Below are 24,850 nucleotides of genomic sequence, written 5' to 3'. Positions count from 1 at the left end.
CTCCGAACTTACCCGAAAGGTAATCGCCTCACTGCGCGATTGGAAGGGGCTGGCCGAGCACGATGTGTTCACTCGAAAGCGTGGTCGTATAGCAAAGGGCCTCGACGCCCTGGGCGCGGGCGGCCTTGAAGGCGGCGGCATAGGCGGGATCGATGTCGGCGGCGAGGGCGAAGCGCGTGCAATCGGCGCGCTGGACGAGATAGAGCATGGCGGCGCGATGGCCCTCGCGGACCATGCGGGCGAGGTCGGCCAGATGGCGCGCGCCGCGCAGGGTGACCGAATCGGGGAATTCGGCGAGACCTGCGTCGCGGACGAGATGGACGTTCTTGACTTCGAGATAGCAGTCGGGGAGCCCTTCGCCGGTCAGAAGGAAATCGACGCGGCTCTTTTCGGCATATCTGACCTCGGGGCGGGCGCAATCATAGGCGGCGAGCTCGGGAATGGCGCGGGCGGCGAGGGCTTCGGCGACGATGCGGTTGGGATGGGCGGTGTTGATGCCGACGATCCCGGTGGGCAATTCGACAAGTTCGAGGGAGTGCGCCAGCTTGCGCTTGGGGTCGTCCGATTTCGAGAGCCACACGGGCAGGCCCGGCATGTTGAGGCCGGTCATGGCGCCGGGGTTGGCGCAATGGGCGGTGATGGCTTCTCCGCTTTCGAGGATCACGTCGGCGAGAAAGCGCTTGTAGCGTTTGACGAGGGTTCCACGGATTAGCGGAGAGGGAAAGCGCATGGCGGACCTGGACATAATGCGGGACGGCCTCTCATAGCCGCCGCGTGTCGACGGGGCCAGCCCTGGGGCCAATCGACATTCAGTCGAGAATGACGAAAATCGCGTCGCTGGCTGTGGATAGGCTGCCGCTGGGCCCCGGGATTTATGAGCCAAGGCCACCAGACGTGCGGTTTTGACACGGTTGGGTGGGGTTGGTATCCAAAGCGTGTTTCGTTTGCACGAACCGAAGGCGAAGGTCATGACCAAGCCGATTGCTACCGCCGCATTCGCCGAAAAGACCGGCAAGAGCTGGCAGGGCTGGCTCGATTTTCTGGACGGGATCGGGGCGGGGGACCTGTCGCACGCCGAAATCGCGCGGTCCATCGTGGAGACGGGCGAGGCGTCGGGCTGGTGGGCGCAAGGCATCACCGTGGCCTATGAGCAGCATATCGGCCGCCGCCAGCCGGGTCAGCGGTCAAACGGCGGATACGAGGTTTCGGTCAGCAAGACGGTTTCGGGCTCGCCCGAGGAGGCGCTGGGCCTGTGGAGCGCGATAGCCGACGGGCTGCACGATGCCGACGGCGTGGCTTTCGCGGGAGAGGCCGAGACGAGCGCCAGTGAGAAATGGCGCTATTGGCGCCGTGGACTGGCCGATGGGACGCGGGTTGGCGCGACCATCGGGGAAAAACCCGGCGGAAAGGCGACGATTGCGGTGACGCATGAAAAGCTGGCCGATGAGGAGGCTGTGGCGCGCTGGCGCGGGTATTGGAAATCGGTGCTGGCGGCGCTTGGGAGGGGCTAGGCTCGACCGACGTTCAGTCGAACATGACGCAAATCGCTTTGGTGGCTGTGGATAGGCTGCTGCTGGACCCCGGGAATAAATCCCGGGGTGACAGGGGGTGGGTGTGGATATTACAGCCTAATGCGTCCAGAGGGCGATTTGGATGACGTCGGGATCGAAGGGTACGCTTTCATCGCGCACGTCCTCGAATTCCATCCAGCTTATGCGCGCGGTTACCGTTTCGGCGTCGAGGAAGAACAGAGGCCCGCCGGGGAGCGGATAGGGCATCGACGGGCTGGAAATCGTGAACATTTGCGAGGGAAAGGACGCCTTTACGGTTTCCACCCGTGTCCAAGGCTTGCCGCCGATCTCTTCGACCGGAGTGTGATCGGGCTCGGAATCGTGGATGGAGATGCGGATGTGCTGGTTGAGGCAATCCTGGGTATAGACGACGATCCCAGTGGCCGGGACGCAGAGGCTGCGTCTTTCCATTTCGGCGGTGATTTCGATGGGAGCCTGGAAATCGGCATCCCGGCTATCGATGAGATAGAACTGGCCGTAATCGGCCTGCCAGGCGAAATTAGCCCATCCGCGAAGCGCCATGTCACGCCTCCGTTTCGGGTTTGCGTCCCATTGCCCACCAGACTCGCGTCTCCTCGATCTTCATGATCGGCCCTCTCCATAGTCTCGCTTGATTTTCCGAGCCAGTGCGGGCATCCATGGCGCTCCCTTTGCAACGTATGGCACCCATGGACGAACCCGCAGTCACCGCAGGCCTTATCGTCATCGGCGACGAAATCCTTTCAGGGCGGACGCGCGACGTCAATATCGCGGCCACGGCCCAGTTCTGCACCGATCTGGGGATCGAGCTGCGCGAGGTGCGGGTGGTTGCCGACGATATCGACGCCATCGTCGAGGCGGTCAACGCGGTGCGCGCGCGTTACACCTATGTGTTTACGACCGGCGGCATCGGGCCGACCCATGACGACATTACCGCCGACGCCATAGCAGCGGCGTTCGGCGTCGATCTGCCGATCAACGACGAGGCGCGCGCCATGCTGGAAGCGCGGTGGATGGAGATGGGGACAGAGGCGACGCCGGCCCGGCTGCGCATGGCGCGAGTTCCCGTGGGCGGCGAGCTGATCGTCAACGGGGTGACGGCGGCGCCGGGCTTTAAAATCGGCAATGTGCATGTGATGGCGGGCGTGCCCAAGATCATGGCCGCCATGCTCGAAGCGATCGCGCCCACGCTCAAGGGCGGACGCAAGGTGGAAAGCCGGTCGGTGACGGCGGGGGTGGGCGAGGGCGCCATCGGCGATCCGCTCGGCGAAATCCAGTCGCGTTATCCCGACGTCAAGATCGGCTCCTATCCGCAGATGGGGCATGCGTTCATCATGACCTATCTGGTGATGCGCAGCCACGATATCGAACGGCTCGAAGCGGCCACGGCCGAGGTGCAGGCGCTGGTGGATCGGCTGCACGCAGAAAAGAACATCGTTTTGCCCAAGGAACCCTACGCATGAACCAGCCCGACAAATCCTTTCCCGTTTCCTGGGATCAGTTCCATCGCGACTCTCGCGCGCTTGCCTGGCGGCTGACGAGCGAGGGCCCGTTCCACGCCATCGTGGCCATCACGCGCGGCGGGCTGGTGCCCGCCGCGATCATCGCGCGCGAACTCAACATCCGGGTCATCGAGAGCGTTTCGGTGAAATCTTACGATCACCAGAGCCAGGGCCAGGTCCGCGTCATCAAGCCGATCAACGCCGATCTGATCGCCGCCGATGCGGCGGGCGAGAAAATCCTGATCATCGACGATCTGGTCGATACCGGGGCGACGGCGCGCGTGGTGCGCGACATGCTGCCCAACGCCCATCTCGCCACGGTTTATGCCAAGCCGCAGGGGCGGGACCTGGTGGACAGCTTCATTACTGAAGTGAGCCAGGACACCTGGATTTTCTTCCCCTGGGACCTCGACTTCACCTACGCGCCGCCGATCACCGGCGGCACCGACTGATGCTGATCAAGCTCGAGGTGCTCGAGAAGATCAAATCGGGCGAGATCACGTTGCAGTTCCGTCGCTGGCGGCGGCGGACGGTCAAGGCCGGCGGTACGCTCAAGACCAAGGTCGGTGTGCTGCAGATCGGTGAGATTACGCCGATCGCGGCGGAGGACGTGACCGAGGCCGACGCGAAGCGGGCGGGGTTTAGCGGCGTGCCCGATTTCCTCAAATGGCTCGATACGATGAAGCCGGGCGAGCTCGACCGGATCGAAGTGAGCTACAAGGGGGAGGACCCGCGGATCGAGGCACACGCCGAGACGGCGTTGAGCGACACCCAACTGGATGGGCTCAAGGCGGAACTAAAGTCGATCGACGGTGCGCATCCGGGATGGAGCGGGACGGTCCTAAAGCTTTGAGCGGGAACGAGGGCGTGCGTGCCGCCGAACTGGCCGAACGGATCGGCCAGGAGAAAGACGAATTCAAGCGCAAGATGCGGCATCTCACGACGCTCGGCCTCGTCGAAAGCCTCGACGTCGGCTATCGCCTTTCCCCGCGCGGCAGGGTTCTGCTTGAAGAACTTTGAAGTCCCTAACGTAGCGAGAGCTGCGAGAGGGCTTCCATGTCCGAAGGCAGGGGCGTGTCGCCGGCTTCGAGGCCGTTTTCGCTGAGGATGAAGGCGACCAGATTGGTGTAGGTCTCGGGGCTCAGCCGGCCCGGACGGTCGGGAGGCATGGCCGCCGATGTGAAGCCGTGGAGCGCGGCTGCGTTCAGATCGAACCATTTGTCGCGAAAGTTGATGCCGATCAGCGGGGGGCCGCCGAACTCGCCATCGTCGAGATTGGCGCCGTGGCAGTCCTGGCAGCTGCGGCGGTATTCACGCTCGCCGGCGGCGACCTGCTCTTGCGTGAAGCCGGCGATTTCGGCGGGCGCGTCCTGCGCCTGTACCGAGAGGGGCGCCAGACTTGCCAAGCACAGACCGATGCCGAAAACAGCGTGTAAATTCATAATCCTCACTCCCATATTCGCGCCGCCTCCTCAATTGTCCTCGCCGCGCAATTTTCATCCTGTCCGATAAAACAGCAAGCGGCAAGTCCCCGTTTGCCCCTTCATTTTCGTGAGGCATTCATGGATTGACCGGCCATTGAATTCGGGTGCAAGATCAAATTCCGGTTCTGGAGGGGATCGGTATTGCGGAGGAGATTTTGCAATGAAAACTATGCTTTTAGCGTCATCGGCGCTGGTTATCGGCTTGATCCAGACGGGGGTCGGACTTGCCCAGGACGACAGCCGACTGTCGTCGATTTCCAACGTTACGGACGAAATGCTGCTCAACCCCAGTGACGGCGACTGGCTGCACTGGCGGCGCACCTATGACGGCTGGGGCTACAGCCCGCTCGAGGAAATCAATCGCGACAATGTGGGCGACCTCACTGTGGCCTGGAGCTGGTCGCTGACCCCAGGCGCGACCGAGACCACGCCGATCGTCCATGATGGCGTGCTTTTCGTTCACAACAACCTCGACAAGGTTCAGGCGCTCGATGGAGCGACGGGCGATCTGTTGTGGGAGTACGTCCGCGATTTGCCCCAGGAGGTCATCGACGCGGGCACGGGCAACACCGCGACCAAGCGCAACATGGCGATCTATGAGGACAAGCTGATCGTTTCGACCACCGACACGCACATTATCGCGCTCGATCTGGCGAGCGGGCAGGTTGTCTGGGACGTTACGCCAGCCGAATGGACCGACGGCTTCCGGTATTCGTCCGGGCCGCTGATCGCCGATGGCGTGGTGGTGCAGGGCATGACCGGGTGCGGCAACGCCCAGCCCGGCGGGTGCTTCATCACCGGCCACGATCCGGAAACGGGCGACGAGCTCTGGCGTTTCAACTCGATCGCCCAGGATGGCGAAGCCGGCGATAGCTGGAACGGCCTGCCGATCGAAAGCCGGCACGGTGCCTCGGTCTGGCTTGCGGCGACCTACGATCCGGAAACCAACACGATCTTCTCCGGCGTGGGACAGCCCTATCCCTGGATCGCGGAAATGAGCGGACTGCTGCCGCTCAGCGAAGAGGAAGGCGTGACCAATGACGCCCTCTATTCCGATTCCACGCTGGCGCTCGATCCGCAGACCGGCGAGCTGAAATGGCATTTCCAGCACCTGCCCAACGACACCTGGGACCTCGATTACATCTATGAGCGAATTCTGGTCGACCTGCCGGTGGACGGGGAGATGCGCCAGCAGGTGGTGACGACCGGCAAGCTCGGCATCGTCGAGGCGCTGGACCGCAATGACGGAAGCTGGCTGTGGCACGTGGAAACCGTTCCGCAGAACGTGGTGGCTTCGATCGATCCGGAAACGGGCGAAAAGACCATCAATGAGGAATCCATTCCCCATATCGGTGAAACCACCTTCAACTGCCCGGCCGATCCGGGCGGACGCGGGTGGCCGGCGACCGCCTACAGCCCGCGCACCGAAACGCTCTACCTGCCGCTGGCCGAGTTCTGCTCGAACACCACCCCGCAGCCGCTCGATCCCGGGCAGGCCTATACGGGCGGCGGACGGGCGACCTTCGCCCGCGTGCCGGTCGAGGGCAGCGACGGCAATATCGGCCGGATCGATGCGATCAACCTCAACGATCAGTCGACCGCATGGAGCTATCGCCAGCGGGCCCCGATCACCAGCGCCGTGCTGCCGACCGCAGGCGGGCTGGTGTTTGCCGGCGACTGGAACCGGTGGTTCTATGCCTTCGACGATGAAACCGGCGATGTGCTCTGGCAAATCCGCACCAACAACGCGGTCAACGCCTTCCCCATCAGCTATGAGGCCGATGGCAAGCAGTATATCGCGGTGGCTGTCGGTAACGGGTCGAGCCAGGCCCGCGCGCTGGCTACGTTGACCCCGGAATTGCTGACCCCGGCAGCGGGTTCGGTTCTCTGGGTCTTCGCGTTGCCGGAGGAATAGGCCGGAATGCCAAATCCGGACTGCGGCTTTGGCCGCAGTCCGTCACGGCGGGGCAGGAGTACGATCGTGCGTCGCTTTCTGGTTATCGCAGCCGTTGTCATGGCCTTGGTCCCGCTGGGCAGCGTGGGGCAGGAGAGGCCGTTTCTCTATAATGACGAAGCATTCGGCCAACCGTCCGATGCCAACGAGCTTCGCATATGCATCGACCCGCGCGATCCGGCCTGGCACATAGACAGGGCGATCGCCGAGGAGATCGCGGCGGTGCTGCTGGTCGAGCCGGTCATCCACATGATCGAGGATACGCGGCAAAGCGTGCCGTTCGAAGACGTCTATTATTATCTGCGCGCAAACTGCCGGGTGTATTTCGGCTTTCGGCTGATTGCCGATCTGTATCCGACCTGGGCGACGGCGACGCGGCCCTATTACACGGCCAACTATGTTTTCGTGACGTTGAACGATGATTATGAACGGCTGGCCGACGTGCCTGCGGGCGCCTCGGTTGCGGCGACGCTGGCGTCGAGCGCGGATTTCCGGTTCACTCAATACAACAACGCGCTTCCGGCTGCTCAACGCTGGAAGCGCCTGCCGTTCGGGACCGACGCGCAATCGCTCGATGCGCTGGAACAGGGGACGGTGGAGGCGGCGCTGGTCTGGGGGACGGCGCTTCTGGCCGATCAGCGCACGGGCCTGTCGGTCATATCGTCCGAACCGATCAGGTTTGAGCCGATGCCGGTGGGCGGACTATTGCTCTCGACAGACACGTTCCTGCGCCAAAGCATCGACGATGCCATTGCGGCGCTGAGCGCTGCCGGAACGCTGGATGAGCTTGTGGGCGATCACGGCTATCTGTCACCGCCGTGAATGGCGAGTGGTGCGGACGACGGGACTCGAACCCGTAAGCCCATACGGGCGACAGATTTTAAGTCTGTAGTGTATACCAATTCCACCACGTCCGCATGGGCGCGTTCATCTCACAACTGGCATGGCGTGGCAATTGGTTATGCCAAATCGCTGTCAGCGTAGTCGCTGCTTGCCCAGGCGCTTGAGGCCGTAGGCGATGGCTACGGCGCCCAGGGTCAGGACGATGAAGCCGAGTACGGCCCAACTGGCAGAGGGGCCTTCGAGGGGTTCGCAATCGCCGACGCACAGGATGGGGTCGATCACGATGAGGCCCAGGCCCTGCATGAGCCAGAGACCGCCCAGGAAAACCGCAACCACGCCGATGGCAAGGCTGATCCAGCCCATCGTGTGTTCCTCCAGCTATTGTTCGGCGCAACGCGAAAAGAGCGTTGGCTCGGTGCCTCGGTCGGGCCAGGTGATGGCGATGTCCTCGCCTGCTTGAGCGAAGACGATGGGCTCCTCGATCGTTTCACCTTCGGCGATGCAGGAAAGCTGGGCGGTGGCGCCGCCTTCGGGGGTGGGCTCGATGGCGGTCATATCGCAGACGTTTTCACGGCCCTCGAAGCGCGTTTCGGTGATGGTTATGGGAAAGCCGTCGGTCTGGTCGGTGCACCAGACTGGATCGGCGGCCCATTGGCCGACGTAGAAGGGCGCCGGCTCGGGAGAGGGGGCAGTTTCCTCGGCAGCCGTGGCTTCCGGGGTTTCGGCATTGTCCGAGCAGCCGGCGAGCGCGGCGGCGAGTGTCAGGGCGAAAAGAGCGGTCCTGCATATGGCCATGTCGGAAATCTCCCGTTGTCTTAAATGTCCTCCCTCTCGTTTACGGAAAATCGACCGCCCCGCGCAAGCGGGACGGCCGATCTGGAGGAGGTCAATATCGGAGCCGCCACTGTCCTTGCGGGAGCGGCGGCTCCTGTCGGCTTTTCGAAATGCTTTGGGCTCGCGCTTCGGAAAGCCGGATGTCTTACTGCGGCGCTGCCGGAGCGGCCATCGGATCGGCGGCCGGTGCATCCATGGGAGCGGGAGCGGCCGGGGCTTCGGTGGCCGGCATCAACGCAGCGAATTCGTCAGCGGACAGCGCGCCGCTGGCGTCGGTGTCGATCATGGCGAAGCTTTCGGGGGTGAGATCAGGAATTGCGGTCTGCAGCTCTTCCATGCTGACTTCACCGTTTGCGTCCGCGTCGAGCGAATTGAAATCGAGGCCCTGAGCGAAAGCGCCGCCAGTTGCCGAAAGGCCGATAAGGGCAGCGAGGGAAAGAACGGTCTTATTCATGGCTTGTATGCTCCATGTGATGTGGGGCGCCGGCCGGAGCCAGGCCTTCTTCCGTCCGACCGGTGGGTGTCCGCCGGCCGCCGATTTCGCCTGATCGCGAAACCGTGAGCAGAGCCTGAGGGGGGCGGGTGGCGAGGTTGGGACCCCTAAAAGGCCGTCCGGGGGAAATTGTTAGGGGATTTTGGGGCCGGAAGCGGCAAGTGTGGCGGCAATTCGATCACGCAAATGTGAGCTACCATGCGGGGCATGCAGCGCCTTTGCCATTCGCGCTCCGGCAAATGAGGCCCCGCTGTGGCGGGAGTTGCCCCAATGATCAGGCTGCGATGCCGATTCGGGCCGTCTCGACGGGCGCAGCGATCGAGAGATTGCACATCGGCTGGTCGAGCATGTCGCGCAGCATGGCCACACCGCATGTCCAGCGCGCGAGCGCGAGAGGATCGGAGGGCGGCACATTGCCCGTGCGGGCGTGGAGCATGATGGTGGCCGCCTCGGCGATGGGCAGGGCGATGACGTTGCAATAGAGCGTCAGCGCGTCGGCGGGCGGGTTGATGGCCGTTTCGACCCGCTGGTCGCGGAATGCCCAGACCAGCATAAGGGCCAACTCGTTTCGAGTGAGCGTCTTCATTGTCTTCTCCCCAATGACAACGATTGCCCGATCATAGGGCGGCGGGAGCGGCCAACCGGTAAACGAAACGCTTTGTCGCACCGCTATTGTTGAAGGGGGTGAATGGCCGTCTAAGCGGAATGATAAATTTATCCCTATTCGGCGCGACGGGTGTTGACCCTCACGTGGCGTGAGGGACTATCGAGATGTCCTGCGGAAAGCTGGTGAGAGAGACGATGCATACAGTCAAACAGGTTGCGGACATGGCGGGCGTTTCGGTTCGCACGCTGCATCACTATGACGATATCGATCTGCTCAAGCCCGCTCACGTCGGCGAGAACGGCTACCGCTATTACGGGCGCGAGGAGCTTATGCGGCTTCAGCAGATCCTGATCCATCGCGAGTTGGGCATCCCGCTCGCCGAGATCGGGGCAATCCTCGACGATCCGGCCTTCGACCGGCTGGAAGCGTTGGAGAGCCAGCGTCGTCGGATGGTTGGGGAAGCCGAACGTCTCGCCGAAATGCTCAGGACGATCGACCGCACGATCGCCGAACTCAAAGGAGATCATGTGATGAAAGATGCCGATTTGTATTCGGGGGTCGTGGACCCCAAAAAGCAGGAAGAATACGAGGCCTGGCTCGAGGAAAAATACGGGCCGGACATGAAGGCTCAAATCCAGGACAGCAAGGAGCGCATGGCCGCTCAGCCTCAAGGTGCCATGGCAGATGCCATGGCTGATCTGAAACCCATCGAAGAAGGGTTGGCCGCGCAGATGCGAGCGGGGATTGAGCCGGGCGATCCGGCGCTGGACCCGTTGATCGAGCAGCACCGGACCTGGGTGGGGCGCATGTGGGGCAGGCCGTGTCCACCCGCAGCGTATGCGGGGCTGGCCGATATCTTCCAGCATCCCGATTTCCGCGCGCGATCCGAAACCATCGCGCCGGGCCTCGCCGATTTTAACATCGCGGCGATGAAAGGCTGGGTGAAGCGGCAGAGCTAAGCAAAAGGCCGGGGCATTTGCCCCGGCCTTTTTTCATCAGTCTTCCTCGACGAAGACTTCGTCGCGTTTCCGCCGGATCGAGGGGAGCACGGCGATGACGATGGCGACGAGGGCCAGGGCCAGGAGCGTCGCGGAGATGGGGCGGGTGATAAACACCGTGGGATCGCCGCGCGAGATGATCATGGCGCGGCGCAGGTGCTCTTCGAGCAGCGGGCCGAGCACGAAGCCGAGCAGCAGCGGGGCGGGCTCGCAGCCGAAGCGGATGAGCAGATAGCCCACAAGGCCGAAGAAGGCGATGGCATAGACATCGAAGATGTTCTGGTTGATCGAGTAGCACCCGATACAGGCGAACAGCACGATGGCCGGGAAGAGGATGCGGTATGGGATGGTCAGCATCTTCACCCACAGCCCGATCAGCGGCAGGTTGAGCAGCACGAGCAGGATGTTGCCGATCCACATCGAGGCGATGATGCCCCAGAACAGCGCGGGCTGCTCGTTGATGACGTTGGGGCCTGGCGTGATGCCCTGCAGGATGAAGGCGCCGACCATGAGCGCCATCACCGGGTGGGCGGGGATGCCGAGCGTCATCAATGGAATGAACGAGGTTTGCGCTGCGGCGTTGTTTGCCGATTCCGGCCCGGCCACGCCCTCGATAGCGCCCTTGCCGAATTCTTCGGGGTGCTTGGAGAGACGCTTTTCGGCCGAATAGGAGGCGAAGGCCGAAAGGATGTGCCCGCCGCCGGGAAGAACGCCCAGCAGGGAACCGAGCACCGTGCCCCTGACGACGGGAGCGGCGATGCGCTTGAAATCGTCCTTGGTGAGCCAGAGGTTCTTGACCTTTTTGACCATCACCTCGCGGGTTTGTTCGTTTTCCAGATTGCGCAGGATTTCCGCGACGCCGAAGACGCCGACGGCGACCGAGACGAAGTTGATGCCCTGGAACAGCTCGCGGAACCCGAAGGTGAAGCGCGGGGTGCCGGTATAGATATCCTGACCCACCATGCCGAGCAGCAGGCCGACGACGATCATGGCCAGCGCCTTGAGGATGGAGCCGTGCGCGAGGGCGATGGAGACCAGAAGGCCCAGGACGATCAGCGAGAAATATTCGGCGGGCCCGAAATTGAGCGCGGCGCGGGCCAGCGGCGGGGCGAAATAGGCCAGAAGGAGCGTGGCGACCGAACCGGCAAAGAACGAGCCGAGCGCGGCGGTGGCGAGGGCCGGACCAGCACGGCCCTGCTTGGCCATCTGGTAGCCGTCGATGGCGGTCACCGCCGATGAGGATTCGCCGGGCAGGTTGATGAGGATGGCGGTTGTCGAGCCGCCATATTGGGCACCGTAATAGATGCCGGCCAACATGATCAGCGCCGAGGCGGGGCCGAGCGTGAAGGTGATGGGCAGCAGCATGGCGATGGTGGCCGTTGGGCCGATGCCGGGCAAGACGCCCACCAGGGTGCCCAGCAGCACGCCGATGAAGCAGTAAAGGATGTTGACGGGATCGAGGGCGACCGAAAAGCCGAGCGCGAGAGAAGAAATCAGGTCCATCGGTGCGCTCCTAGAACGGCAGCCAGGGGCCGAACCAGGGCACGATGAGCCCGAGGCCGACGACAAAGATCAGAGTGCACATCACGGTGAGGGCGACGGCGATGGTGAGCGCCGCGAGCCAATTGTTGTCGCGACTCGAAAGCGCCGTGGCGAAGGCGGTGAGGACGACGGTGGGGATGAACCCCAGCCCGCGCAGGGCCACCCCGAAAAAGACGATGGAGCCGAGGATGAATACGATGCCGCGCCAGGGGAATGGCTGCGGCTCTTCCGGGTCGGCACGGCGCAGGCCGACTGCCGCTATGGCCAGGCCCAAAAGTACGAGAATGGAGCCGAGCAGGACGGGCATGAAGCCCGGGCCCATGCGCAGCGGTGTGCCGAGATCGTAGTGCATCGCCTCGAGGACGAAATAGGCGCCGATCGCCACGAACATCGCGGCTGCGCCAAGGTCTTTGCGTGATGCTTGTAATGCCATTCATATACCTCCGGAGCCCCTTGGCCGGGTAGCTCCCTGATCCGGCGGCCGCTCGGCCGCCATGCATTGCCCCTTCACGGCAGTCCCCGGCCCGATGGGCCGGGGATCGATCATGCTGGAGCCGAGGATGCCGTTATTGCGGGGCGACGCCGGCGGCGGCGATCACTTCGCCCCAGAGTTCGATCTGGCTGGAAAGCGTCTCGGCCAGAGCCTCGGGGGTTGCCTGTCCCTGCGTTACCGGAACCGTGCCGAGTTCGGCAAAGCGGGTCGCGACGGTTTCGTTGGCTAGGGCCACCTGAAGCGATGCCGTGAGGCGCTCGATGATGGCGGGATCGGTGCCGGCGGGAGCGTAGAGCCCATGCCAGATGCCGACCTGGAGCGGCAGGCCGCCTTCATCGGTGGTGGGCACGTCGGGCAGATTGTCGAGGCGCTCGGGCGAAGTGACCGCATAGGCCTTGATCTCGCCGGCCAGAATCTGCGTCGTGGTGTTGGTGGTCTGGTCGCACATCATGTCGATCTGGCCGCCGAGCAGATCGGTCATGGCCGGGCCGGTGCCCTGATAGGGAACTTCGGTCATGCGCACGCCCAGCGCATCCTGAAGCAGCAGGCCGCAGAGCTGGCTGGCGGCGCCGATGCCGGCGTTGCCATAGATGACGTTTTCGCCGTTTTCCTGAATGTAGGTCACCAGATCTTCAAGCGATTCGGGCTCGAAATCGGCGCGGGCGACCAGCGTCATCGGCACTTCGGTGATCAGCCCGATCGGCTCGAAATCCTCGATGGGGTCGAACGGCAGGTCGGCATAGAGCGAGGGCGCCGTGGACATGCCGATGTGGTGCAGGAGCAGCGTGTAGCCATCATTGGGGGCGACCGCCACCTGGCCCGCGCCGAGCGTGCCGCCGGCGCCGCCCACGTTCTGGATCAGGACCTGCTGGCCGAGATCTTCACTCATCGCCTGGGCGACCAGACGAGCAACCGTATCGGTCGGGCCACCCGCCGAGAACGGAACCACGACATTGATCGGCTGGGTGGGGTAATCCTGCGCGAGGGCAGAACCGGCCATGAGGCCGAGCGCAACAAGGCTGGTAAGCGCGGTGCGCGGAAGCAGTGACGTCATCGAAATCCTCCCAAGGGTACTGACATCAAGTCAACATTATCCTCCGGCCGTTCCTCATGACCGGATATGGACTTGAGAAGGGAACGGGATGGGCATGCATGCAACCGGGCTTGGAGATGACGCCCGGCTTTTTTGTGGGATTCGGGGACGCGATGGGTGGATTTGGTTACATTTGGCCATTCGCGTGGGTGGAAATCCCCACATGTTCCCGCCGATCAGAGGTCCGCGTCGTCGGCCGACAGGTAGCGGGCGCGCTCCAAGCCGTATTTCTGCATCTTTTCGTAGAGCGATTTGCGCGAAAGGCCCAGTGATTCATAAACGGATTTCAAGCTGCCGCCGTGGGCGATCAGCGCGTTTTCGATGACGCCGCGCTCGAAATCGGCGACCCGTTCGGCGAGCCGGGGACTGGTCTCCGAATCGGAGGCATCGGGAGCGGTTTCGAGGAAGGGCAGGCCGAGATCGAGAATGAACCGGTCCGCCGCGTTGCGCAGTTCGCGCACGTTTCCCGGCCATTGCTGCTCGCCCAACGCCGAAAGCACGCGGGGCGGAACGGGAACGGGCTCGCGCCGATAGCGCGAGGCGGCCTCGGAAACCAGTTGCATGAAGAGGATCGGGATATCCTCGCGGCGGGCCTCCAGCGGGGGTATTTCGAGAGTGAGGACATTGAGGCGGTAAAGCAGGTCGGCCCGGAAACGTCCGGCGGCGACATCGGCCTCCAGCGGGGTGCGCGACGTGGCGATGAAGCGCACGTCGAGGGGCAGGGGATCGTTGGAGCCCAGCCGCGTGATGGTGCGGTCCTGGATGACCCGCAGGAGGCGGCCCTGCACGTCCATGGGCATCGAGCCGATATCGTCGAGCAGGATAGTGCCGCCCTGGGCGAGTTCGAACTTGCCGAAGCGGGCGCGCATCGCGCCGGGGAAGGCGCCGACCTCGTGGCCGAACAGCTCGCTTTCGATCAGATTGGCGGGCAGGGCGGCGCAGTTGATCGCCACATAGGGCTTGGAAGCGCGATGGGACAGATCGTGCAGCGCGCGGGCGGTGACTTCCTTGCCCGAGCCGGTGTCGCCGATAATCAGCACGTCGGTATCGGTGGGGCCGATGGTGCGGATCTTGCGGCGCAGCTCGACCATGACGTTGGAGCGGCCGAGAAGGCGTTGTTCGAGATCGTCGCTCTGGCCGGCGGCGGCGCGCAGCACGCGGTTTTCGAGCACCAATCGGCGATAGTCCAGCGCGCGCTGGGCGAGTTCGGCGAGCTGGCCGGCGGCGAAAGGCTTTTCGAGGAAATCATAGGCGCCCTCGCGCATGGCGCGGACCGCGAGCTGGACGTCGCCATGACCGGTGATGAGGATCACCGGGATATCCCGGTCGAGCTCGTGCAGGCGGTTCATGAGGGTGAGCCCGTCCATGCCCGACATGCGGATATCGGTGATGACGATGCCCCGGAAGCCGAAGCCGGCAAGATGGGTGGCGCGTTCGGCGGTGGCGAAATCGATGACGTTGAAGCCGGCGAGTTCGAGGGCCTGGGCTGTGGAATGGCGCAACTCGTCTTCGTCATCGACGAGGATGATGGTTTCGGCGCTCATTGGGCGGCTTCCGTCACGATTTCGGAGGGGCTGGCCTTGAGTTCGACAGTGAACAGGGCGCCGCCCTCTGGGTGGTTTTCGACGCGAAGGTCTCCCTTGAAATCCTTGATGATGTTGTAGGAAATTGAAAGGCCGAGCCCAAGGCCCTTGCCCACGCCCTTGGTCGAGAAGAACGGATCGAAGATGCGCTCGGCAAGGCTGGCGGGTACGCCCGGTCCATGGTCGCGGATGGTGATCGCGACCCGCTCGCCAAGGCGTGTGGCGGTGAGTTCGATCCGGCGGTCGGTGCCGGTTTCGACGGCGTCGATGGCGTTGGTGAGGATGTTGACGAGCACCTGCTGGAGCCGCACCGGCCCGGCGACGACAGCCAGCGGCTCGTCTCCCAATTGCACAGTGAGCGCGATATCGGCGGCCTCGATGCGCCAGTTGAGAATTTCCAGCGTGTCCTCGACCACCTGTTCGAGGGGCACAGGGGCCAGTTTTTCATTGGGGTTGCGCGCGAAATTGCGCAGATGACGGGAAATCGAGGCCATGCGGTCCATGAGCCCGGAAATCCTGTCGACGTTGAGGCGAGCGTCCTCGATCCGGCCGCGTTCGATCAGGACCAGCGCGTTGTCGGCGTAATTCTTGCCGGCGGCGAGGGGCTGGTTGAATTCGTGCGACAGGGCAGCGGACATCTGGCCCAGCGCGGCGAGCTTGCCGGCCTGAACGAGATCGGATTGGGTCTTGCGCAGCATCTGCTCGGTCGCGCGGCGCTCGGTGACTTCCTCTTCGAGCTTGAGGTTGACGCTGGCCAGCTCGGCGGTGCGTTCGGCGACGCGGCGCTCGAGCAGTTCCTTGGCCTCGCGCTGGAGGTGCAGACGCTCCTGCAGGCGAGCGCGGCGCTGGATGTAGATGGCGGCGGCCAGTGTTCCCAAGGCGATGGCGAGCAGCGCGATGATGGTGACGGTTGCCGCCTGCGCGCGGGCCGAGGCGGTGTCGAGCATGACGCTGACCGTCCAATCGGCCGCGGGCATGGTTTCGGAAACGATGAGATATTCCCCCGCCGTTTCGCGCTCCTCGATCCGGATCAGGGGGTAGTGGTCGTCGTCGCTGCGCGAATAGGGCAGCTCGCGCAGTTCGGCATCGGCATAGCGGCGGGTTTCGGCGGTGCGGGCCAGCCGGTCGGGCGTCAGAGGCAGGAGGGAATTATAGAGCCAGCCGGGATGGCTGGTCATGAAGATGATGCCTTCGGGGTCGGTGACGACGATCTTGAAATCGCCGCCGCGCCAGGTTTCCTCGATCGAATCCACGTCGGCCTTGACCGCGACGACACCGCGCGGCTCGCCATCGATCACCACCGGGGCGCCGAAATAATAGCCGCGCTTGAACGATGTGGTCCCCAGCGCGAAGAAACGTCCCTCGCCACCGTCGATGGCGTCGTAGAAATAGGGGCGATAGCGGAAGTTCTCGCCGACAAAGGGGACGGGGGTGTCGAAATTGGAGGCGGCGATGGTCGTGCCGTCATCGGTCATCAGATAGATATCGGAGGATTCGAACTGGGAGTTGATCTCCTTGAGGTAGAGATTGACCCAATCGATCAACTCCGGATTGTCCGGATCGGCAATGAGGGCTTCGACTTCTTCGAAATTGGCGATGACTTCGGGCAGGTTCTCATAGCGCGCCGTTTGCCCGCGCAGCACGGCGACGGCGAGGCGCAGCGTATTGAGGCCGCGCGCATTGGCCTCGGCGAGATAGAAGCGCTGGGCATATCCGCCGCCCCAGATGGCCGCCGCAGCCATGGCCAGCACCGCAAACCCTATGGCCACGAGCCAGCGGCGCTTGTAGGGCTGCTGCCAGGGGGCGCTGATGGCTTGAGCAAGTGTCATGAGGCCATATTAAATGGCGTCCAGTCTTTGCGAAACCATTTCTTGCCGCAAGGGTTGACCCCCCAAGCCGCAAAAGGAGCAGATACATGACGTTTGGACGAAGCACTTTGACGATGGTGGCCACGCTGCTTCTGGGATCGGCCGCCGCGCCCATTGTCGCCCAAGCGCCCGAACCGCCGATCTGGGTGATCGAGGACGAGGATTCGACAATCTATATGGTGGGCACCGTGCACATGATGCGCGAAGGGGTGGATTGGGAAGGCCCCGAACTGACGGCGATTCTCGAAGAGGTGGACGAGGTGTGGCTGGAGCTCGACAGTTTCGAGCCGCCGGCAAATCTCGGTGCGCTGATCATGCAGTCGGGGATTTCGCCGGAAACGCCGCTCTCTTCGCTTCTGAGCGCCGATGAGATGGAGGAGCTCGAAGCCATCCTTGCCGAACATCAGGTGCCGGTCGAGAGCTTCGACAGCCTGCGGCCGTGGTTCGCCTATCTGCAGATTTCGGCGTTGATGCTGATGGATGCCGGTTTCGACCCTGCGGGGGGCATCGACGTGCATATCAAGGGCCGCGCCGATGAATTGGGAATTCCGGTCAACGGGTTCGAAACCTTCGAGGAGCAGTTCGAGGTGCTGGCCGGCATGCCCGAGGACGTGCAGCTCGAAGTGCTGCGCGAGACGATCGTCGAATATGAGGAGGCGAGGGAAGATCTGGTGGTTCAGCTCGAAAGCTGGATCGGCGGCGACCTCACGGGCCTTGAAGCGGAAACCGAGGAGATCGCCCGGGAGATGGAGGCGTTCTACGAGGTGTTGTTCGTCGACCGCAATCACGGCTTTGTCGATGGCATCGAGGACATTCTTGCGGGCGAGGGTACGGCGCTGGTCGCGGTGGGACTGGGGCATTATGTCGGGCCGGATTCCATCCCGGCGTTGCTCGAGGAGCGCGGGTATTCGGTCGAGCGGCGGTAGGTTTGAGCGAGCGGCTGGCGCGGAGGCTGGATTCCGGAGTCCAGCAGCAGCGTCTCAACGTCAGCTAGCTCAGGGCCTTTTCCGCCCCGGCCACGATCTCTTCAATCGGCAGCGCGACGTCGAGCACGATGCCGTGCTCGTCGGGGGCGAAGGGTTCGAGCGTTGCGAACTGGCTGTCGAGCAGGGCGGCGGGCATGAAATGGCCCGGACGGTTGGCCTGCCGTGCCGCGATCACCGATTTGTCGCCATGCAGCAGCACATAGGCGACCGGCTCGCCGGCGCGCGTCGTGAGGCAGTCACGATAGGCGCGTTTGAGGGCCGAGCAGGCGCAGACGACCCGGCCATTGGTATCGGCGGTGTTGCGCATGGCGTCGGCGACGATTTCGAGCCAGGGCCAGCGGTCGGCATCCACGAGCGGGGTGCCGCCGCGCATCTTTTCGACATTGGCGCGCGGGTGCAGATTGTCGGCGTCGATGAAGGGTACGCCCATCCGTTCGGCCAGCGCCTCGCCGATCGTGGACTTTCCGGCGCCCGAAACGCCCATGACGACGATCAGGCGCGGGGAGGCGGCGGGTGTCGAGGAAGTCATGGCGGTCCCATGTGTCGGTTTGCGGGTCCCAGCGTTACTGGCATGGCGGGGCCATGGCAGCAAGGCCACAGAAATTCGCCAACTGCATGAAGACGAACGGTTTTCACTTTATGACTGCAAGCATTTATGCTGCCATATGGCTCATAAGAACAATGTCGAGAGGCGCAGGGTATGCAAGAGGCTGACATCGGTCTGATCGGGTTGGGGGTGATGGGCGAAAACCTGGCCCTCAATATCGCCGACAATGGCTACAAGATCGCCGTTTACAACCGCACGGCGGAAAAGGTCGATGCGTTTCTCGAAGGGGCCGGCGAGCTCAAATCCAACGTGATGGGCAGCGGGGAGCTGGCGACTTTCGTCTCCATGCTCAAGCGCCCGCGCTCGGTCATCATCATGGTTCAAGCCGGGGCGGCGGTCGATGAGGTGATCGCCGAACTCAAGCCATTGCTCGAGGACGGCGACGTGATCATCGACGCCGGCAACGCGAACTATCACGACACTGTACGGCGCTTTTCCGAGCTCGACGGAACCGGCATCGGCTTCCTGGGCATCGGGGTTTCGGGTGGCGAGGAAGGTGCGCGGCACGGCCCTTCGATCATGGTGGGCGGTTCGGAAGCCCAGTGGGAGAATGCCGAGGCGGTGCTGACCGCCATTTCGGCCAAGTTCAACGGCGAGCCGTGCTGCGCCTATCTCGGAACGGGTGGGGCCGGGCATTTCGTCAAGACCATCCACAACGGCATCGAATATGCCGACATGCAGATGATCGCCGAGATCTACGGCATCATGCGCGACGGACTGGGCATGTCGCCGGCCGAATGCGGCAAGGTCTTCGCCGAGTGGAACAAGGGGCCGCTGGATTCCTACCTGATCGAAATCACCGGCCATGTGCTCGATGCGATCGATGAGGACACCGGCCAGCCGCTGGTCGATGTGATCCTCGATTCGGCTGGGCAGAAGGGCACGGGACGCTGGTCGGCCATCGAAGCGCTCAATCTGGGCGTATCGGCCACCACCATCGAGGGCGCGGTTGCCGCCCGCTCCATCTCCGCGATCAGGGACGAGCGGGTTCGCGGCGAGGAAATCTACGGCGCAGGCGCCAAGGGCAACGCGACCATCTCGCTCGAAGCGCTGGAAAAGGCGCTGCTCGCGGGCAAGATCGCTGCCTATGCGCAGGGTTTTGCGGTGATGGCCAAGGCCTCGGAAGAAAACGGCTGGAACCTGCCGCTCGACGTGATCGCCAAGATCTGGCGCGCCGGATGCATTATCCGCTCGCGGTTCCTCGACCAGATTTCGCAATCCTTTGCGGGTGGGACCTCATCGAACCTTCTCACCCAGCCTGCCTTCGTCGATATGATGAAGGAGAGCAATGGGGCGCTGCGGGCGGTGGTCGCGACCTGCGCGATCAACGAATTGCCCGCGCCGAGCCTGTCTTCGGCGCTTGCCTATTTCGATGCTTACCGGCAGGGGCGGGGCACGACCAATCTCACGCAGGGCCAGCGCGATTTCTTCGGGGCGCACGGGTTCAAGCGGCTGGATAGGGAGGGTGATTTCCACCACGAGTGGCCGAGCCTTGCAGCGGAGCAACGGTAACGGCGGCGGTTACGGTATAGGTTCGAGAAAGAGCCGATAGCGGCGCGCATACCTTCCCCCCGAGATAAACCCGGGGTGACAGGGTATGGTGGTGGGTCGGATGAAGCAAAGGCGATGCTCTTTGCTTATTTATTTCGGCTCTCTGCCGCCGCTGCTTCCTCGTCCCCGTTCTCGTTTTCCTGCTCGATATCTTCCTCGTCGGGCGGGTTGACCGCCTGGCCCGACGGCTGGGGATAGCGGGGGCGTTTGCGCGCTTCGTCATAGGGCTTGTGCGAGAGATCGAACTTGAAAGCCGCGAAGATGAAGAGTGCTATCGAGCCCGCCACCAGCAGGCCGGCGGCAAAGAACGGTGCGCCGGGGAAGGTGACGGGGCGCAGCGGGTTGTTGGTGAAAAACGAGAAGAGCTGTGTCGCGGCAACCGGCGCGATGATCGCCGTCAGCGAATTGGATGCGTTGACCGCGCCCTGAAGCTCGCCCTGCTGGTTGGGGCGGGCATTGTTGGCCAAAAGGCCGGTGAGGGCCGGAGCGGCGATGCCCGAGAACGAGCCGATGACCAGGAACGTCCAGAGGCCCAATTCGGTGTGGATGAACGAAACGCCGACGAAGGCGATGACGGCGAGCGACAGGCCGATGACGACCGTCGCGGAAACGCCGATATAGCGCGTGGAAAATCCCACAAGCAGCGCCTGGCTGATGGCGAACAGGACGCCGAAGATGCCGAGCGAGCGGCCGACCTGCGAAGGCGTCCAGCCGAACTGTTCGATGGTGAAGAAGTTCCAGACGTTGGGATAGGTCTGGCCCGCCAGCGAGAACAGGAACAGCGCGCCGAGCAGCACGAAGATCACCGGCGCGTGCCGGAAGGCGAGAATGGCGCCGACGGGATTGGCGCGGCGCCAATCGAAGCGCCGGCGGCGGAATTTCGAAAGGCTTTCGGGCAGGACGAAGAAGCCGAACACCACATTGGCGGCGGCCACGGCGGCGGCGAGGTAGAACGGCGCGCGCGGGCCGAATTCGCCCAATTCGCCGCCGATCACCGGGCCGACGATGAAGCCAAGCCCGAAGGCCGCGCCGATCAACCCGAAGCGTTGCGAGCGCTTTTCCTTGGGCGTGATGTCGGCGACATAGGCGGTTGCCGTGCCCATCGCGGCGCCGCAGATGCCCGAGAGCACGCGCCCCACGAACAGCCAGACGAGCGTGGGGGCCCAGGCCATGATCAGATAATCGAGCGAGAGGCCGACGAGTGAGAGCAGCAGGATCGGGCGGCGGCCCCATCGGTCCGAGAGGTTGCCCAGGATGGGCGAAAACAGGAACTGCATCGTCGCATAGACGAAGACCAGATAGCCGCCGATGACGGCGGCATTGGTGACCGTTTCACCCGTCAACTCGAGGATGAGGCCGGGCAGAACGGGCAGGATGATGCCCAGGCCCACGATATCGAGAAACACCGTGATGAGGATGAAGACGAGCGTCAATCTCGACTGGGGGCTGACTCGCATAGGATTTTGCTTGCGGCGTTTGAGAGGGGATCAGTTGGCACATCGGTTGGGAGAAAGGCAAGGACAATGGCCGACGTTCCATTGGTCGTTGCAGATGTGATCAGCCGGCAGCTCCCGGATCGTAGCCATAGAGCCATTCGAGGCGTTTGAAATGCCCACGCGGCCCCTCCATGCGGATGACGGCGTTGCGGGCCAGCGAAAGCGGAAACCCCATGTGAAACACCCCGCCATTGCTCCGCGATATGTCCTGCACGCGCTTCACGCGTTCCTGGCGCAGGGCGGCGAAACGGGTGAAGGCATGGTCGGCGTTGGGGGAGGCGGCGAGCAGGGGCGCGAGCACGGCGGCATCCTCGATGGCCATGGCGGCGCCCTGGGCCTGGAAGGGCAGCATGGCGTGGGCGGCGTCGCCGATCAGGCCTATCGAGCCCTTGTGCCATGTGTCGAGTTCGACGGTGGAGAGCACCCAGGGCGTCCAGTTTTCGCCGACCGCATCGAGGATCGCCGCGAGCCGGCCTTTGCGCCTGGACCTTATGCGCGGGGCGCGTTGGTCCAGTACGGCTAGGTCGCTTTCAGCCTCCTGGGTGAACAGGGCAAGATTGACGGCGTTGCGGTGGGGAAGGGGATAGACGACCATGTGGAAGTCGGTGCCCAGTAAAAGGCTGGTGCGGTCGAGATGCACCGAACCGAGCCGGTCCGGGGTAACCAGTGCCCGCCATGCAACCTTGCCGGTGTATCGCGCGGTCGGGCCGCCGAGAACCCGTGTGCGTGTGGTCGAGCGTACACCATCGGCGCCGATGAAGGCGAAGGGCTGGGCCCGGCGGGTCTTGCCGTCGGGTTCGGCGGCGGTGACAGTCACCGCGCCGTTTTCCGTCTCCACGGCAATATCGGTGACGCCGAACACCACGTCGATATTGGCGAAGCGCCGGGCGGCAGCGTGGAGGATTTCGACGAGATCGGCGCGATGCATCACCGCATAGGGCGCTCCGAACCGCTCGGCGACGGTCCGGCCCAGCAAAAGGGACTGGAGCGGTTCGGCGCGGTCATCGGGGAAAATGTCTATCCCTTCGGGGACGAAGCTTTGGGCCTCGATCGCCGCGCCGAGCCCCAGATTGTCGAGCACCTTGCGCGCATTGGGGCTGATCTGCAGTCCGGCGCCGAATTCGCTGATCGCCGCATTGCGCTCGAGAACCACGACCCGAAGGCCGAATTTGGCGAGGCCGAGGGCCAGCGTCAGTCCGGCGATGCCGGCGCCGGCTATGTAGATGGTGCGGGGAGCGCCCATGGGGCGGTGCTTTACGCGTGCTCGATGTCGAACACCGCGCTCGCCGGGTTGGCGGCGCCGAACGGCAGGTCCGGGTTGAACACGTAAAGCGTCGAGCAATAGGGGCACACCGCTTCGGCGTCTTGGCCCATATCGATGAAGACATGCGGATGATCGAACGGCGGCCTTGCCCCCACGCACTGGAACTCCCGGGCGCCGATCTCGATGCGGGGCAGACCGTCGGAGTTGTGGAAGTGGGGTGTTGCGTGCTGTGCCATGGAAGTCGCCATCCAGCCGGTTCGGAATTTGGCGGACCATAACGATTTGACCCCGCCATGACCAGAGAAGATGTTGGCCCGGTTGGCGGCGCTCGCCTTGCTTGTTAAGACGGGTAAATTGCAGAGTCGAAAGAATCCCTTATGCCCAGTTTTCAATCCGAAGGTTTTGAAATCGCCTATGAGGTCCATGGAGAGGGCCGGCCCATCGTGGCCGTTCACGGCTTCGCGTCGTCGGGGGCCGTCAACTGGGTGGCCACGGGATGGGTCGAGACGCTGACCAAGGCCGGCTATCAGGTGATAACCATGGACAACCGGGGCCATGGCGCTTCGGAAAAGCTCTACGATCCTGCCCTGTATGGCGCGCAGGACATGGCGCGGGACGTCGCCAATCTTATCGATCATCTGGGGTTCGAGAAGGTGGCGCTGATCGGCTATTCCATGGGCGCGCGGATTAGCGCCTATGTCTGCATCCAGAACCCCGAAAAGGTCGCGTGTGCCATTTTCGGTGGGTTGGGCGCCAATATGCCGACCCCCACGCTCGACGCTCCGGAAATCATCGAAGGGCTCAAGGCCGCGTCGCTGTCGCAGGTCACGCACCCTTCGGCGCGACAGTTCCGTATTTTCGCCGAGCATACAAAAAGCGATCTCAACGCTCTTGCCGCGTGCATGGGCGGGTCGCGCACGCTGGTTCCGGTCGAAGCGCTCAAGGCTATTGAGGTGCCCGTGCTGGTCGCGGTGGGCAGCGCGGACGAGGTCGGCGGCCCGGCCCAACCCCTGGCCGATCTCCTGCCCAAGGGCGAAGCGCTGACCATCGAACGGCGCGACCATATGCGGGCCACGGGCGATCCGCAGTTCAAGAACGGGGCGCTGGAATTTCTCGGCAGGGTTTATGCGGCATAGGATAAATGTGAACCAATTTGCCACCGAACCCTTTGTTTGAGACAATGGGTTCGCCTATATCTGTCGATCCAAAAATCTCGTTCGCGGAGTATTTTATGTCGTCCAGCGTCAAAAAGCCCGGCACGCTCAAGGCTGTCGATCCCATATGGGACACGATGAGAAGTGATGCCGAGCGCATTTGCGCGGATGAACCCTTTCTCACGCAGATGGCGATTTCGAGCGTTCTCAACCATTCCGACCTCGAATCGGCCCTGGCGCATCGGCTTGCCGGGCGGCTCGATCATTCGGATGCGCCAGCCGATCTGATCCGGCAGGCGTTTGAGGAAATGCTCGATATCCATCCCGAGATCGGTTCGTCGGCACGCGCCGATCTGGCCGCGACGCTCGAACGCGATCCGGCCTGCCATCGGGTCATCGAGCCGTTCCTGTTCTTCAAGGGCTTCCAGGCGATCCAGACGCACCGGTTCGCCCATGCTCTGTGGCATGCGGGGCGTCGCGATTTCGCGCTGTATCTCCAGAGCCGGTCGAGCCAGGTCTTCCAGGTCGATATCAATCCCGCCGCCCGGATCGGCAAGGGCATCATGCTCGATCACGCCACCGGGTTCGTCGTGGGCGAGACGGCGGTGATCGGCGATCACGTTTCGATCCTCCATTCGGTAACGCTGGGGGGCACCGGCAAGGCCGATCAGGACCGCCACCCCAAGATCGGCAATGGCGTGCTGATCGGGGCGGGGGCCAAGATTTTGGGCAATATCCGGGTCGGAGATTGCTCGCGCATCGCGGCGGGTTCGGTGGTGCTCAAGGAAGTGCCCGAGCGCACCACCGTCGCCGGGGTTCCCGCCAAGGTAGTGGGCGAGGCGGGATGCAACCAGCCCGCAACGGTGATGGATCAGATCGTCATGGTCCCTCGGGACTGACATCGTGAGCAGCGGGGAAATCTCCTCCCCGTTCTTGCGTTATGGCGCA

28 protein-coding genes and 1 tRNA gene are annotated in these 24,850 nt (G+C 63.5%); 12 read left to right on the top strand and 17 right to left on the bottom strand.

Annotated elements, in window-relative coordinates; translation table 11 throughout:
* Nucleotides 1–28 precede the first annotated feature (28 nt).
* The gene (gene sfsA / locus V4T21_RS09885; protein WP_332716585.1) at nucleotides 29–730 is read right to left on the bottom strand and encodes a DNA/RNA nuclease SfsA; all 702 of its coding nucleotides are present in this window, start codon (nucleotides 728–730) and stop codon (nucleotides 29–31) included.
* A gap of 238 nt (nucleotides 731–968) precedes the next feature.
* Here sfsA and V4T21_RS09880 point away from each other — a divergent pair, with 238 nt between their 5' ends.
* A complete protein-coding gene (locus V4T21_RS09880) occupies nucleotides 969–1,511 on the top strand; it encodes a hypothetical protein (protein WP_332716009.1) in 543 nt (180 codons plus the stop codon).
* A gap of 117 nt (nucleotides 1,512–1,628) precedes the next feature.
* Here the strand turns inward: V4T21_RS09880 and V4T21_RS09875 are convergent, their stop codons facing one another.
* Nucleotides 1,629–2,093, bottom strand: a complete 465-nt coding sequence (locus V4T21_RS09875) for a hypothetical protein (protein ID WP_332716007.1) — start codon at nucleotides 2,091–2,093, stop codon at nucleotides 1,629–1,631.
* A 137-nt stretch (nucleotides 2,094–2,230) separates the two neighbouring features.
* On the opposite strand from V4T21_RS09875, the gene V4T21_RS09870 reads away from it, so the two are divergent.
* The 4 genes from V4T21_RS09870 to V4T21_RS09855 are packed head-to-tail and all read left to right on the top strand — an operon-like array spanning nucleotide 2,231 to nucleotide 4,072.
* Entirely contained in the window at nucleotides 2,231–3,013 is a 783-nt protein-coding gene (locus V4T21_RS09870; protein ID WP_440589648.1) for a competence/damage-inducible protein A, read from the top strand.
* Entirely contained in the window at nucleotides 3,010–3,504 is a 495-nt protein-coding gene (gene gpt, locus V4T21_RS09865; RefSeq protein ID WP_332716002.1) for a xanthine phosphoribosyltransferase, read from the top strand. Before V4T21_RS09870 ends, gpt begins: the two co-directional genes overlap by 4 nt.
* On the top strand, nucleotides 3,504–3,905 hold the full coding sequence (locus V4T21_RS09860; RefSeq protein WP_332716000.1) for an ASCH domain-containing protein: 402 nt from the start codon (nucleotides 3,504–3,506) through the stop codon (nucleotides 3,903–3,905). The genes gpt and V4T21_RS09860 overlap by 1 nt, the downstream gene beginning before the upstream one ends.
* Nucleotides 3,906–3,919: 14 nt before the next feature.
* The gene (locus tag V4T21_RS09855; RefSeq protein WP_332715998.1) at nucleotides 3,920–4,072 is read left to right on the top strand and encodes a hypothetical protein; all 153 of its coding nucleotides are present in this window, start codon (nucleotides 3,920–3,922) and stop codon (nucleotides 4,070–4,072) included.
* Between the two features lie 5 nt (nucleotides 4,073–4,077).
* Here V4T21_RS09855 and V4T21_RS09850 read toward each other — a convergent pair whose 3' ends face one another.
* Complete coding sequence (locus V4T21_RS09850) at nucleotides 4,078–4,494, bottom strand: c-type cytochrome (protein ID WP_332715996.1); 417 nt, start codon at nucleotides 4,492–4,494, stop codon at nucleotides 4,078–4,080.
* Between the two features lie 202 nt (nucleotides 4,495–4,696).
* Here V4T21_RS09850 and V4T21_RS09845 point away from each other — a divergent pair, with 202 nt between their 5' ends.
* Together V4T21_RS09845 and V4T21_RS09840 are read left to right on the top strand one after the other, a co-directional pair.
* Complete coding sequence (locus tag V4T21_RS09845; protein ID WP_332715993.1) at nucleotides 4,697–6,451, top strand: pyrroloquinoline quinone-dependent dehydrogenase; 1,755 nt, start codon at nucleotides 4,697–4,699, stop codon at nucleotides 6,449–6,451.
* A gap of 66 nt (nucleotides 6,452–6,517) precedes the next feature.
* Nucleotides 6,518–7,312 carry a substrate-binding periplasmic protein gene (locus V4T21_RS09840; RefSeq protein WP_332715990.1) on the top strand — a complete coding sequence of 265 codons (795 nt, stop codon included), beginning with the start codon at nucleotides 6,518–6,520 and terminating at the stop codon, nucleotides 7,310–7,312.
* Nucleotides 7,313–7,320: 8 nt separating this feature from the next.
* On the opposite strand, the gene V4T21_RS09835 is transcribed toward V4T21_RS09840, so the two are convergent.
* The 5 genes from V4T21_RS09835 to V4T21_RS09815 form a co-directional block, all read right to left on the bottom strand.
* Nucleotides 7,321–7,407, bottom strand: a tRNA-Leu gene (locus V4T21_RS09835).
* Between the two features lie 58 nt (nucleotides 7,408–7,465).
* Nucleotides 7,466–7,696: a hypothetical protein gene (locus tag V4T21_RS09830; protein ID WP_332715988.1), complete on the bottom strand. Its 231-nt coding sequence runs from the start codon at nucleotides 7,694–7,696 to the stop codon at nucleotides 7,466–7,468.
* Nucleotides 7,697–7,711: 15 nt separating this feature from the next.
* On the bottom strand, nucleotides 7,712–8,128 hold the full coding sequence (locus V4T21_RS09825; protein ID WP_332715986.1) for a hypothetical protein: 417 nt from the start codon (nucleotides 8,126–8,128) through the stop codon (nucleotides 7,712–7,714).
* Between the two features lie 184 nt (nucleotides 8,129–8,312).
* The gene (locus V4T21_RS09820) at nucleotides 8,313–8,621 is read right to left on the bottom strand and encodes an EF-hand domain-containing protein (protein ID WP_332715984.1); all 309 of its coding nucleotides are present in this window, start codon (nucleotides 8,619–8,621) and stop codon (nucleotides 8,313–8,315) included.
* 313 nt (nucleotides 8,622–8,934) lie between these two features.
* Nucleotides 8,935–9,246 carry a hypothetical protein gene (locus tag V4T21_RS09815; RefSeq protein ID WP_332715982.1) on the bottom strand — a complete coding sequence of 104 codons (312 nt, stop codon included), beginning with the start codon at nucleotides 9,244–9,246 and terminating at the stop codon, nucleotides 8,935–8,937.
* A 215-nt stretch (nucleotides 9,247–9,461) separates the two neighbouring features.
* Between V4T21_RS09815 and V4T21_RS09810 the strand changes: the two genes are divergently transcribed.
* Complete coding sequence (locus tag V4T21_RS09810; protein WP_332715980.1) at nucleotides 9,462–10,226, top strand: MerR family transcriptional regulator; 765 nt, start codon at nucleotides 9,462–9,464, stop codon at nucleotides 10,224–10,226.
* A 36-nt stretch (nucleotides 10,227–10,262) separates the two neighbouring features.
* On the opposite strand, the gene V4T21_RS09805 is transcribed toward V4T21_RS09810, so the two are convergent.
* The 5 genes from V4T21_RS09805 to V4T21_RS09785 form a co-directional block, all read right to left on the bottom strand.
* Nucleotides 10,263–11,768 (bottom strand): tripartite tricarboxylate transporter permease, encoded by a 1,506-nt coding sequence (locus V4T21_RS09805; protein WP_332715978.1) that lies wholly within the window; start codon nucleotides 11,766–11,768, stop codon nucleotides 10,263–10,265.
* Nucleotides 11,769–11,778: 10 nt separating this feature from the next.
* Complete coding sequence (locus tag V4T21_RS09800) at nucleotides 11,779–12,240, bottom strand: tripartite tricarboxylate transporter TctB family protein (RefSeq protein ID WP_332715976.1); 462 nt, start codon at nucleotides 12,238–12,240, stop codon at nucleotides 11,779–11,781.
* Between the two features lie 133 nt (nucleotides 12,241–12,373).
* Nucleotides 12,374–13,354, bottom strand: a complete 981-nt coding sequence (locus V4T21_RS09795; RefSeq protein WP_332715973.1) for a tripartite tricarboxylate transporter substrate-binding protein — start codon at nucleotides 13,352–13,354, stop codon at nucleotides 12,374–12,376.
* Nucleotides 13,355–13,569: 215 nt separating this feature from the next.
* Nucleotides 13,570–14,937, bottom strand: a complete 1,368-nt coding sequence (locus tag V4T21_RS09790; protein WP_332715971.1) for a sigma-54-dependent transcriptional regulator — start codon at nucleotides 14,935–14,937, stop codon at nucleotides 13,570–13,572.
* On the bottom strand, nucleotides 14,934–16,805 hold the full coding sequence (locus V4T21_RS09785) for a sensor histidine kinase (protein WP_332715969.1): 1,872 nt from the start codon (nucleotides 16,803–16,805) through the stop codon (nucleotides 14,934–14,936). The genes V4T21_RS09790 and V4T21_RS09785 overlap by 4 nt, the downstream gene beginning before the upstream one ends.
* An 86-nt stretch (nucleotides 16,806–16,891) precedes the next feature.
* Here V4T21_RS09785 and V4T21_RS09780 point away from each other — a divergent pair, with 86 nt between their 5' ends.
* Nucleotides 16,892–17,770: a TraB/GumN family protein gene (locus V4T21_RS09780; protein WP_332715966.1), complete on the top strand. Its 879-nt coding sequence runs from the start codon at nucleotides 16,892–16,894 to the stop codon at nucleotides 17,768–17,770.
* 64 nt (nucleotides 17,771–17,834) lie between these two features.
* Here the strand turns inward: V4T21_RS09780 and V4T21_RS09775 are convergent, their stop codons facing one another.
* On the bottom strand, nucleotides 17,835–18,359 hold the full coding sequence (locus tag V4T21_RS09775; RefSeq protein ID WP_332715964.1) for a gluconokinase: 525 nt from the start codon (nucleotides 18,357–18,359) through the stop codon (nucleotides 17,835–17,837).
* Nucleotides 18,360–18,530: 171 nt separating this feature from the next.
* On the opposite strand from V4T21_RS09775, the gene gnd reads away from it, so the two are divergent.
* Nucleotides 18,531–19,949, top strand: coding sequence for an NADP-dependent phosphogluconate dehydrogenase (gene gnd / locus V4T21_RS09770; protein ID WP_332715962.1), 1,419 nt, complete (start codon nucleotides 18,531–18,533; stop codon nucleotides 19,947–19,949).
* 125 nt (nucleotides 19,950–20,074) lie between these two features.
* Here gnd and V4T21_RS09765 read toward each other — a convergent pair whose 3' ends face one another.
* The 3 genes from V4T21_RS09765 to V4T21_RS09755 form a co-directional block, all read right to left on the bottom strand.
* Nucleotides 20,075–21,445, bottom strand: a complete 1,371-nt coding sequence (locus V4T21_RS09765) for a TCR/Tet family MFS transporter (RefSeq protein ID WP_332715960.1) — start codon at nucleotides 21,443–21,445, stop codon at nucleotides 20,075–20,077.
* Between the two features lie 100 nt (nucleotides 21,446–21,545).
* Nucleotides 21,546–22,727 (bottom strand): FAD-dependent monooxygenase, encoded by a 1,182-nt coding sequence (locus V4T21_RS09760; protein WP_332715958.1) that lies wholly within the window; start codon nucleotides 22,725–22,727, stop codon nucleotides 21,546–21,548.
* 11 nt (nucleotides 22,728–22,738) lie between these two features.
* Complete coding sequence (locus V4T21_RS09755; RefSeq protein WP_332715956.1) at nucleotides 22,739–22,984, bottom strand: zinc-finger domain-containing protein; 246 nt, start codon at nucleotides 22,982–22,984, stop codon at nucleotides 22,739–22,741.
* A gap of 141 nt (nucleotides 22,985–23,125) precedes the next feature.
* Here V4T21_RS09755 and V4T21_RS09750 point away from each other — a divergent pair, with 141 nt between their 5' ends.
* Together V4T21_RS09750 and cysE are read left to right on the top strand one after the other, a co-directional pair.
* Nucleotides 23,126–23,884, top strand: a complete 759-nt coding sequence (locus V4T21_RS09750; protein ID WP_332715954.1) for an alpha/beta fold hydrolase — start codon at nucleotides 23,126–23,128, stop codon at nucleotides 23,882–23,884.
* 95 nt (nucleotides 23,885–23,979) lie between these two features.
* Nucleotides 23,980–24,801: a serine O-acetyltransferase gene (gene cysE, locus V4T21_RS09745; protein ID WP_332715951.1), complete on the top strand. Its 822-nt coding sequence runs from the start codon at nucleotides 23,980–23,982 to the stop codon at nucleotides 24,799–24,801.
* Nucleotides 24,802–24,850: the final 49 nt, after the last annotated feature.

Origin of the sequence: Pelagibacterium mangrovi (assembly GCF_036662815.1) — a bacterium.
Taxonomy (GTDB): domain Bacteria; phylum Pseudomonadota; class Alphaproteobacteria; order Rhizobiales; family Devosiaceae; genus Pelagibacterium; species Pelagibacterium mangrovi.
Note: the sequence above shows the minus strand (reverse complement) of the source record. Positions and strands in the feature narration are given on the sequence as shown.

Bases quoted from the DNA above. Each gene is read 5' to 3' on its own strand.
- cysE (WP_332715951.1), top strand. From the start codon at position 23,980: ATGTCGTCCAGCGTCAAAAAGCCCGGCACGCTCAAGGCTGTCGATCCC.
- V4T21_RS09815 (WP_332715982.1), bottom strand. From the start codon at position 9,246: ATGAAGACGCTCACTCGAAACGAGTTGGCCCTTATGCTGGTCTGGGCA.
- V4T21_RS09875 (WP_332716007.1), bottom strand. From the start codon at position 2,093: ATGGCGCTTCGCGGATGGGCTAATTTCGCCTGGCAGGCCGATTACGGC.
- V4T21_RS09830 (WP_332715988.1), bottom strand. From the start codon at position 7,696: ATGGGCTGGATCAGCCTTGCCATCGGCGTGGTTGCGGTTTTCCTGGGC.
- V4T21_RS09795 (WP_332715973.1), bottom strand. From the start codon at position 13,354: ATGACGTCACTGCTTCCGCGCACCGCGCTTACCAGCCTTGTTGCGCTC.
- V4T21_RS09880 (WP_332716009.1), top strand. From the start codon at position 969: ATGACCAAGCCGATTGCTACCGCCGCATTCGCCGAAAAGACCGGCAAG.
- gnd (WP_332715962.1), top strand. From the start codon at position 18,531: ATGCAAGAGGCTGACATCGGTCTGATCGGGTTGGGGGTGATGGGCGAA.
- sfsA (WP_332716585.1), bottom strand. From the start codon at position 730: ATGCGCTTTCCCTCTCCGCTAATCCGTGGAACCCTCGTCAAACGCTAC.
- V4T21_RS09755 (WP_332715956.1), bottom strand. From the start codon at position 22,984: ATGGCACAGCACGCAACACCCCACTTCCACAACTCCGACGGTCTGCCC.
- V4T21_RS09810 (WP_332715980.1), top strand. From the start codon at position 9,462: ATGCATACAGTCAAACAGGTTGCGGACATGGCGGGCGTTTCGGTTCGC.
- V4T21_RS09765 (WP_332715960.1), bottom strand. From the start codon at position 21,445: ATGCGAGTCAGCCCCCAGTCGAGATTGACGCTCGTCTTCATCCTCATC.
- V4T21_RS09825 (WP_332715986.1), bottom strand. From the start codon at position 8,128: ATGGCCATATGCAGGACCGCTCTTTTCGCCCTGACACTCGCCGCCGCG.
- V4T21_RS09850 (WP_332715996.1), bottom strand. From the start codon at position 4,494: ATGAATTTACACGCTGTTTTCGGCATCGGTCTGTGCTTGGCAAGTCTG.
- V4T21_RS09790 (WP_332715971.1), bottom strand. From the start codon at position 14,937: ATGAGCGCCGAAACCATCATCCTCGTCGATGACGAAGACGAGTTGCGC.
- V4T21_RS09780 (WP_332715966.1), top strand. From the start codon at position 16,892: ATGACGTTTGGACGAAGCACTTTGACGATGGTGGCCACGCTGCTTCTG.
- V4T21_RS09775 (WP_332715964.1), bottom strand. From the start codon at position 18,359: ATGACTTCCTCGACACCCGCCGCCTCCCCGCGCCTGATCGTCGTCATG.
- V4T21_RS09800 (WP_332715976.1), bottom strand. From the start codon at position 12,240: ATGGCATTACAAGCATCACGCAAAGACCTTGGCGCAGCCGCGATGTTC.
- V4T21_RS09785 (WP_332715969.1), bottom strand. From the start codon at position 16,805: ATGACACTTGCTCAAGCCATCAGCGCCCCCTGGCAGCAGCCCTACAAG.
- V4T21_RS09820 (WP_332715984.1), bottom strand. From the start codon at position 8,621: ATGAATAAGACCGTTCTTTCCCTCGCTGCCCTTATCGGCCTTTCGGCA.
- V4T21_RS09805 (WP_332715978.1), bottom strand. From the start codon at position 11,768: ATGGACCTGATTTCTTCTCTCGCGCTCGGCTTTTCGGTCGCCCTCGAT.
- V4T21_RS09860 (WP_332716000.1), top strand. From the start codon at position 3,504: ATGCTGATCAAGCTCGAGGTGCTCGAGAAGATCAAATCGGGCGAGATC.
- V4T21_RS09870 (WP_440589648.1), top strand. From the start codon at position 2,231: ATGGCACCCATGGACGAACCCGCAGTCACCGCAGGCCTTATCGTCATC.
- V4T21_RS09760 (WP_332715958.1), bottom strand. From the start codon at position 22,727: ATGGGCGCTCCCCGCACCATCTACATAGCCGGCGCCGGCATCGCCGGA.
- V4T21_RS09750 (WP_332715954.1), top strand. From the start codon at position 23,126: ATGCCCAGTTTTCAATCCGAAGGTTTTGAAATCGCCTATGAGGTCCAT.
- gpt (WP_332716002.1), top strand. From the start codon at position 3,010: ATGAACCAGCCCGACAAATCCTTTCCCGTTTCCTGGGATCAGTTCCAT.
- V4T21_RS09845 (WP_332715993.1), top strand. From the start codon at position 4,697: ATGAAAACTATGCTTTTAGCGTCATCGGCGCTGGTTATCGGCTTGATC.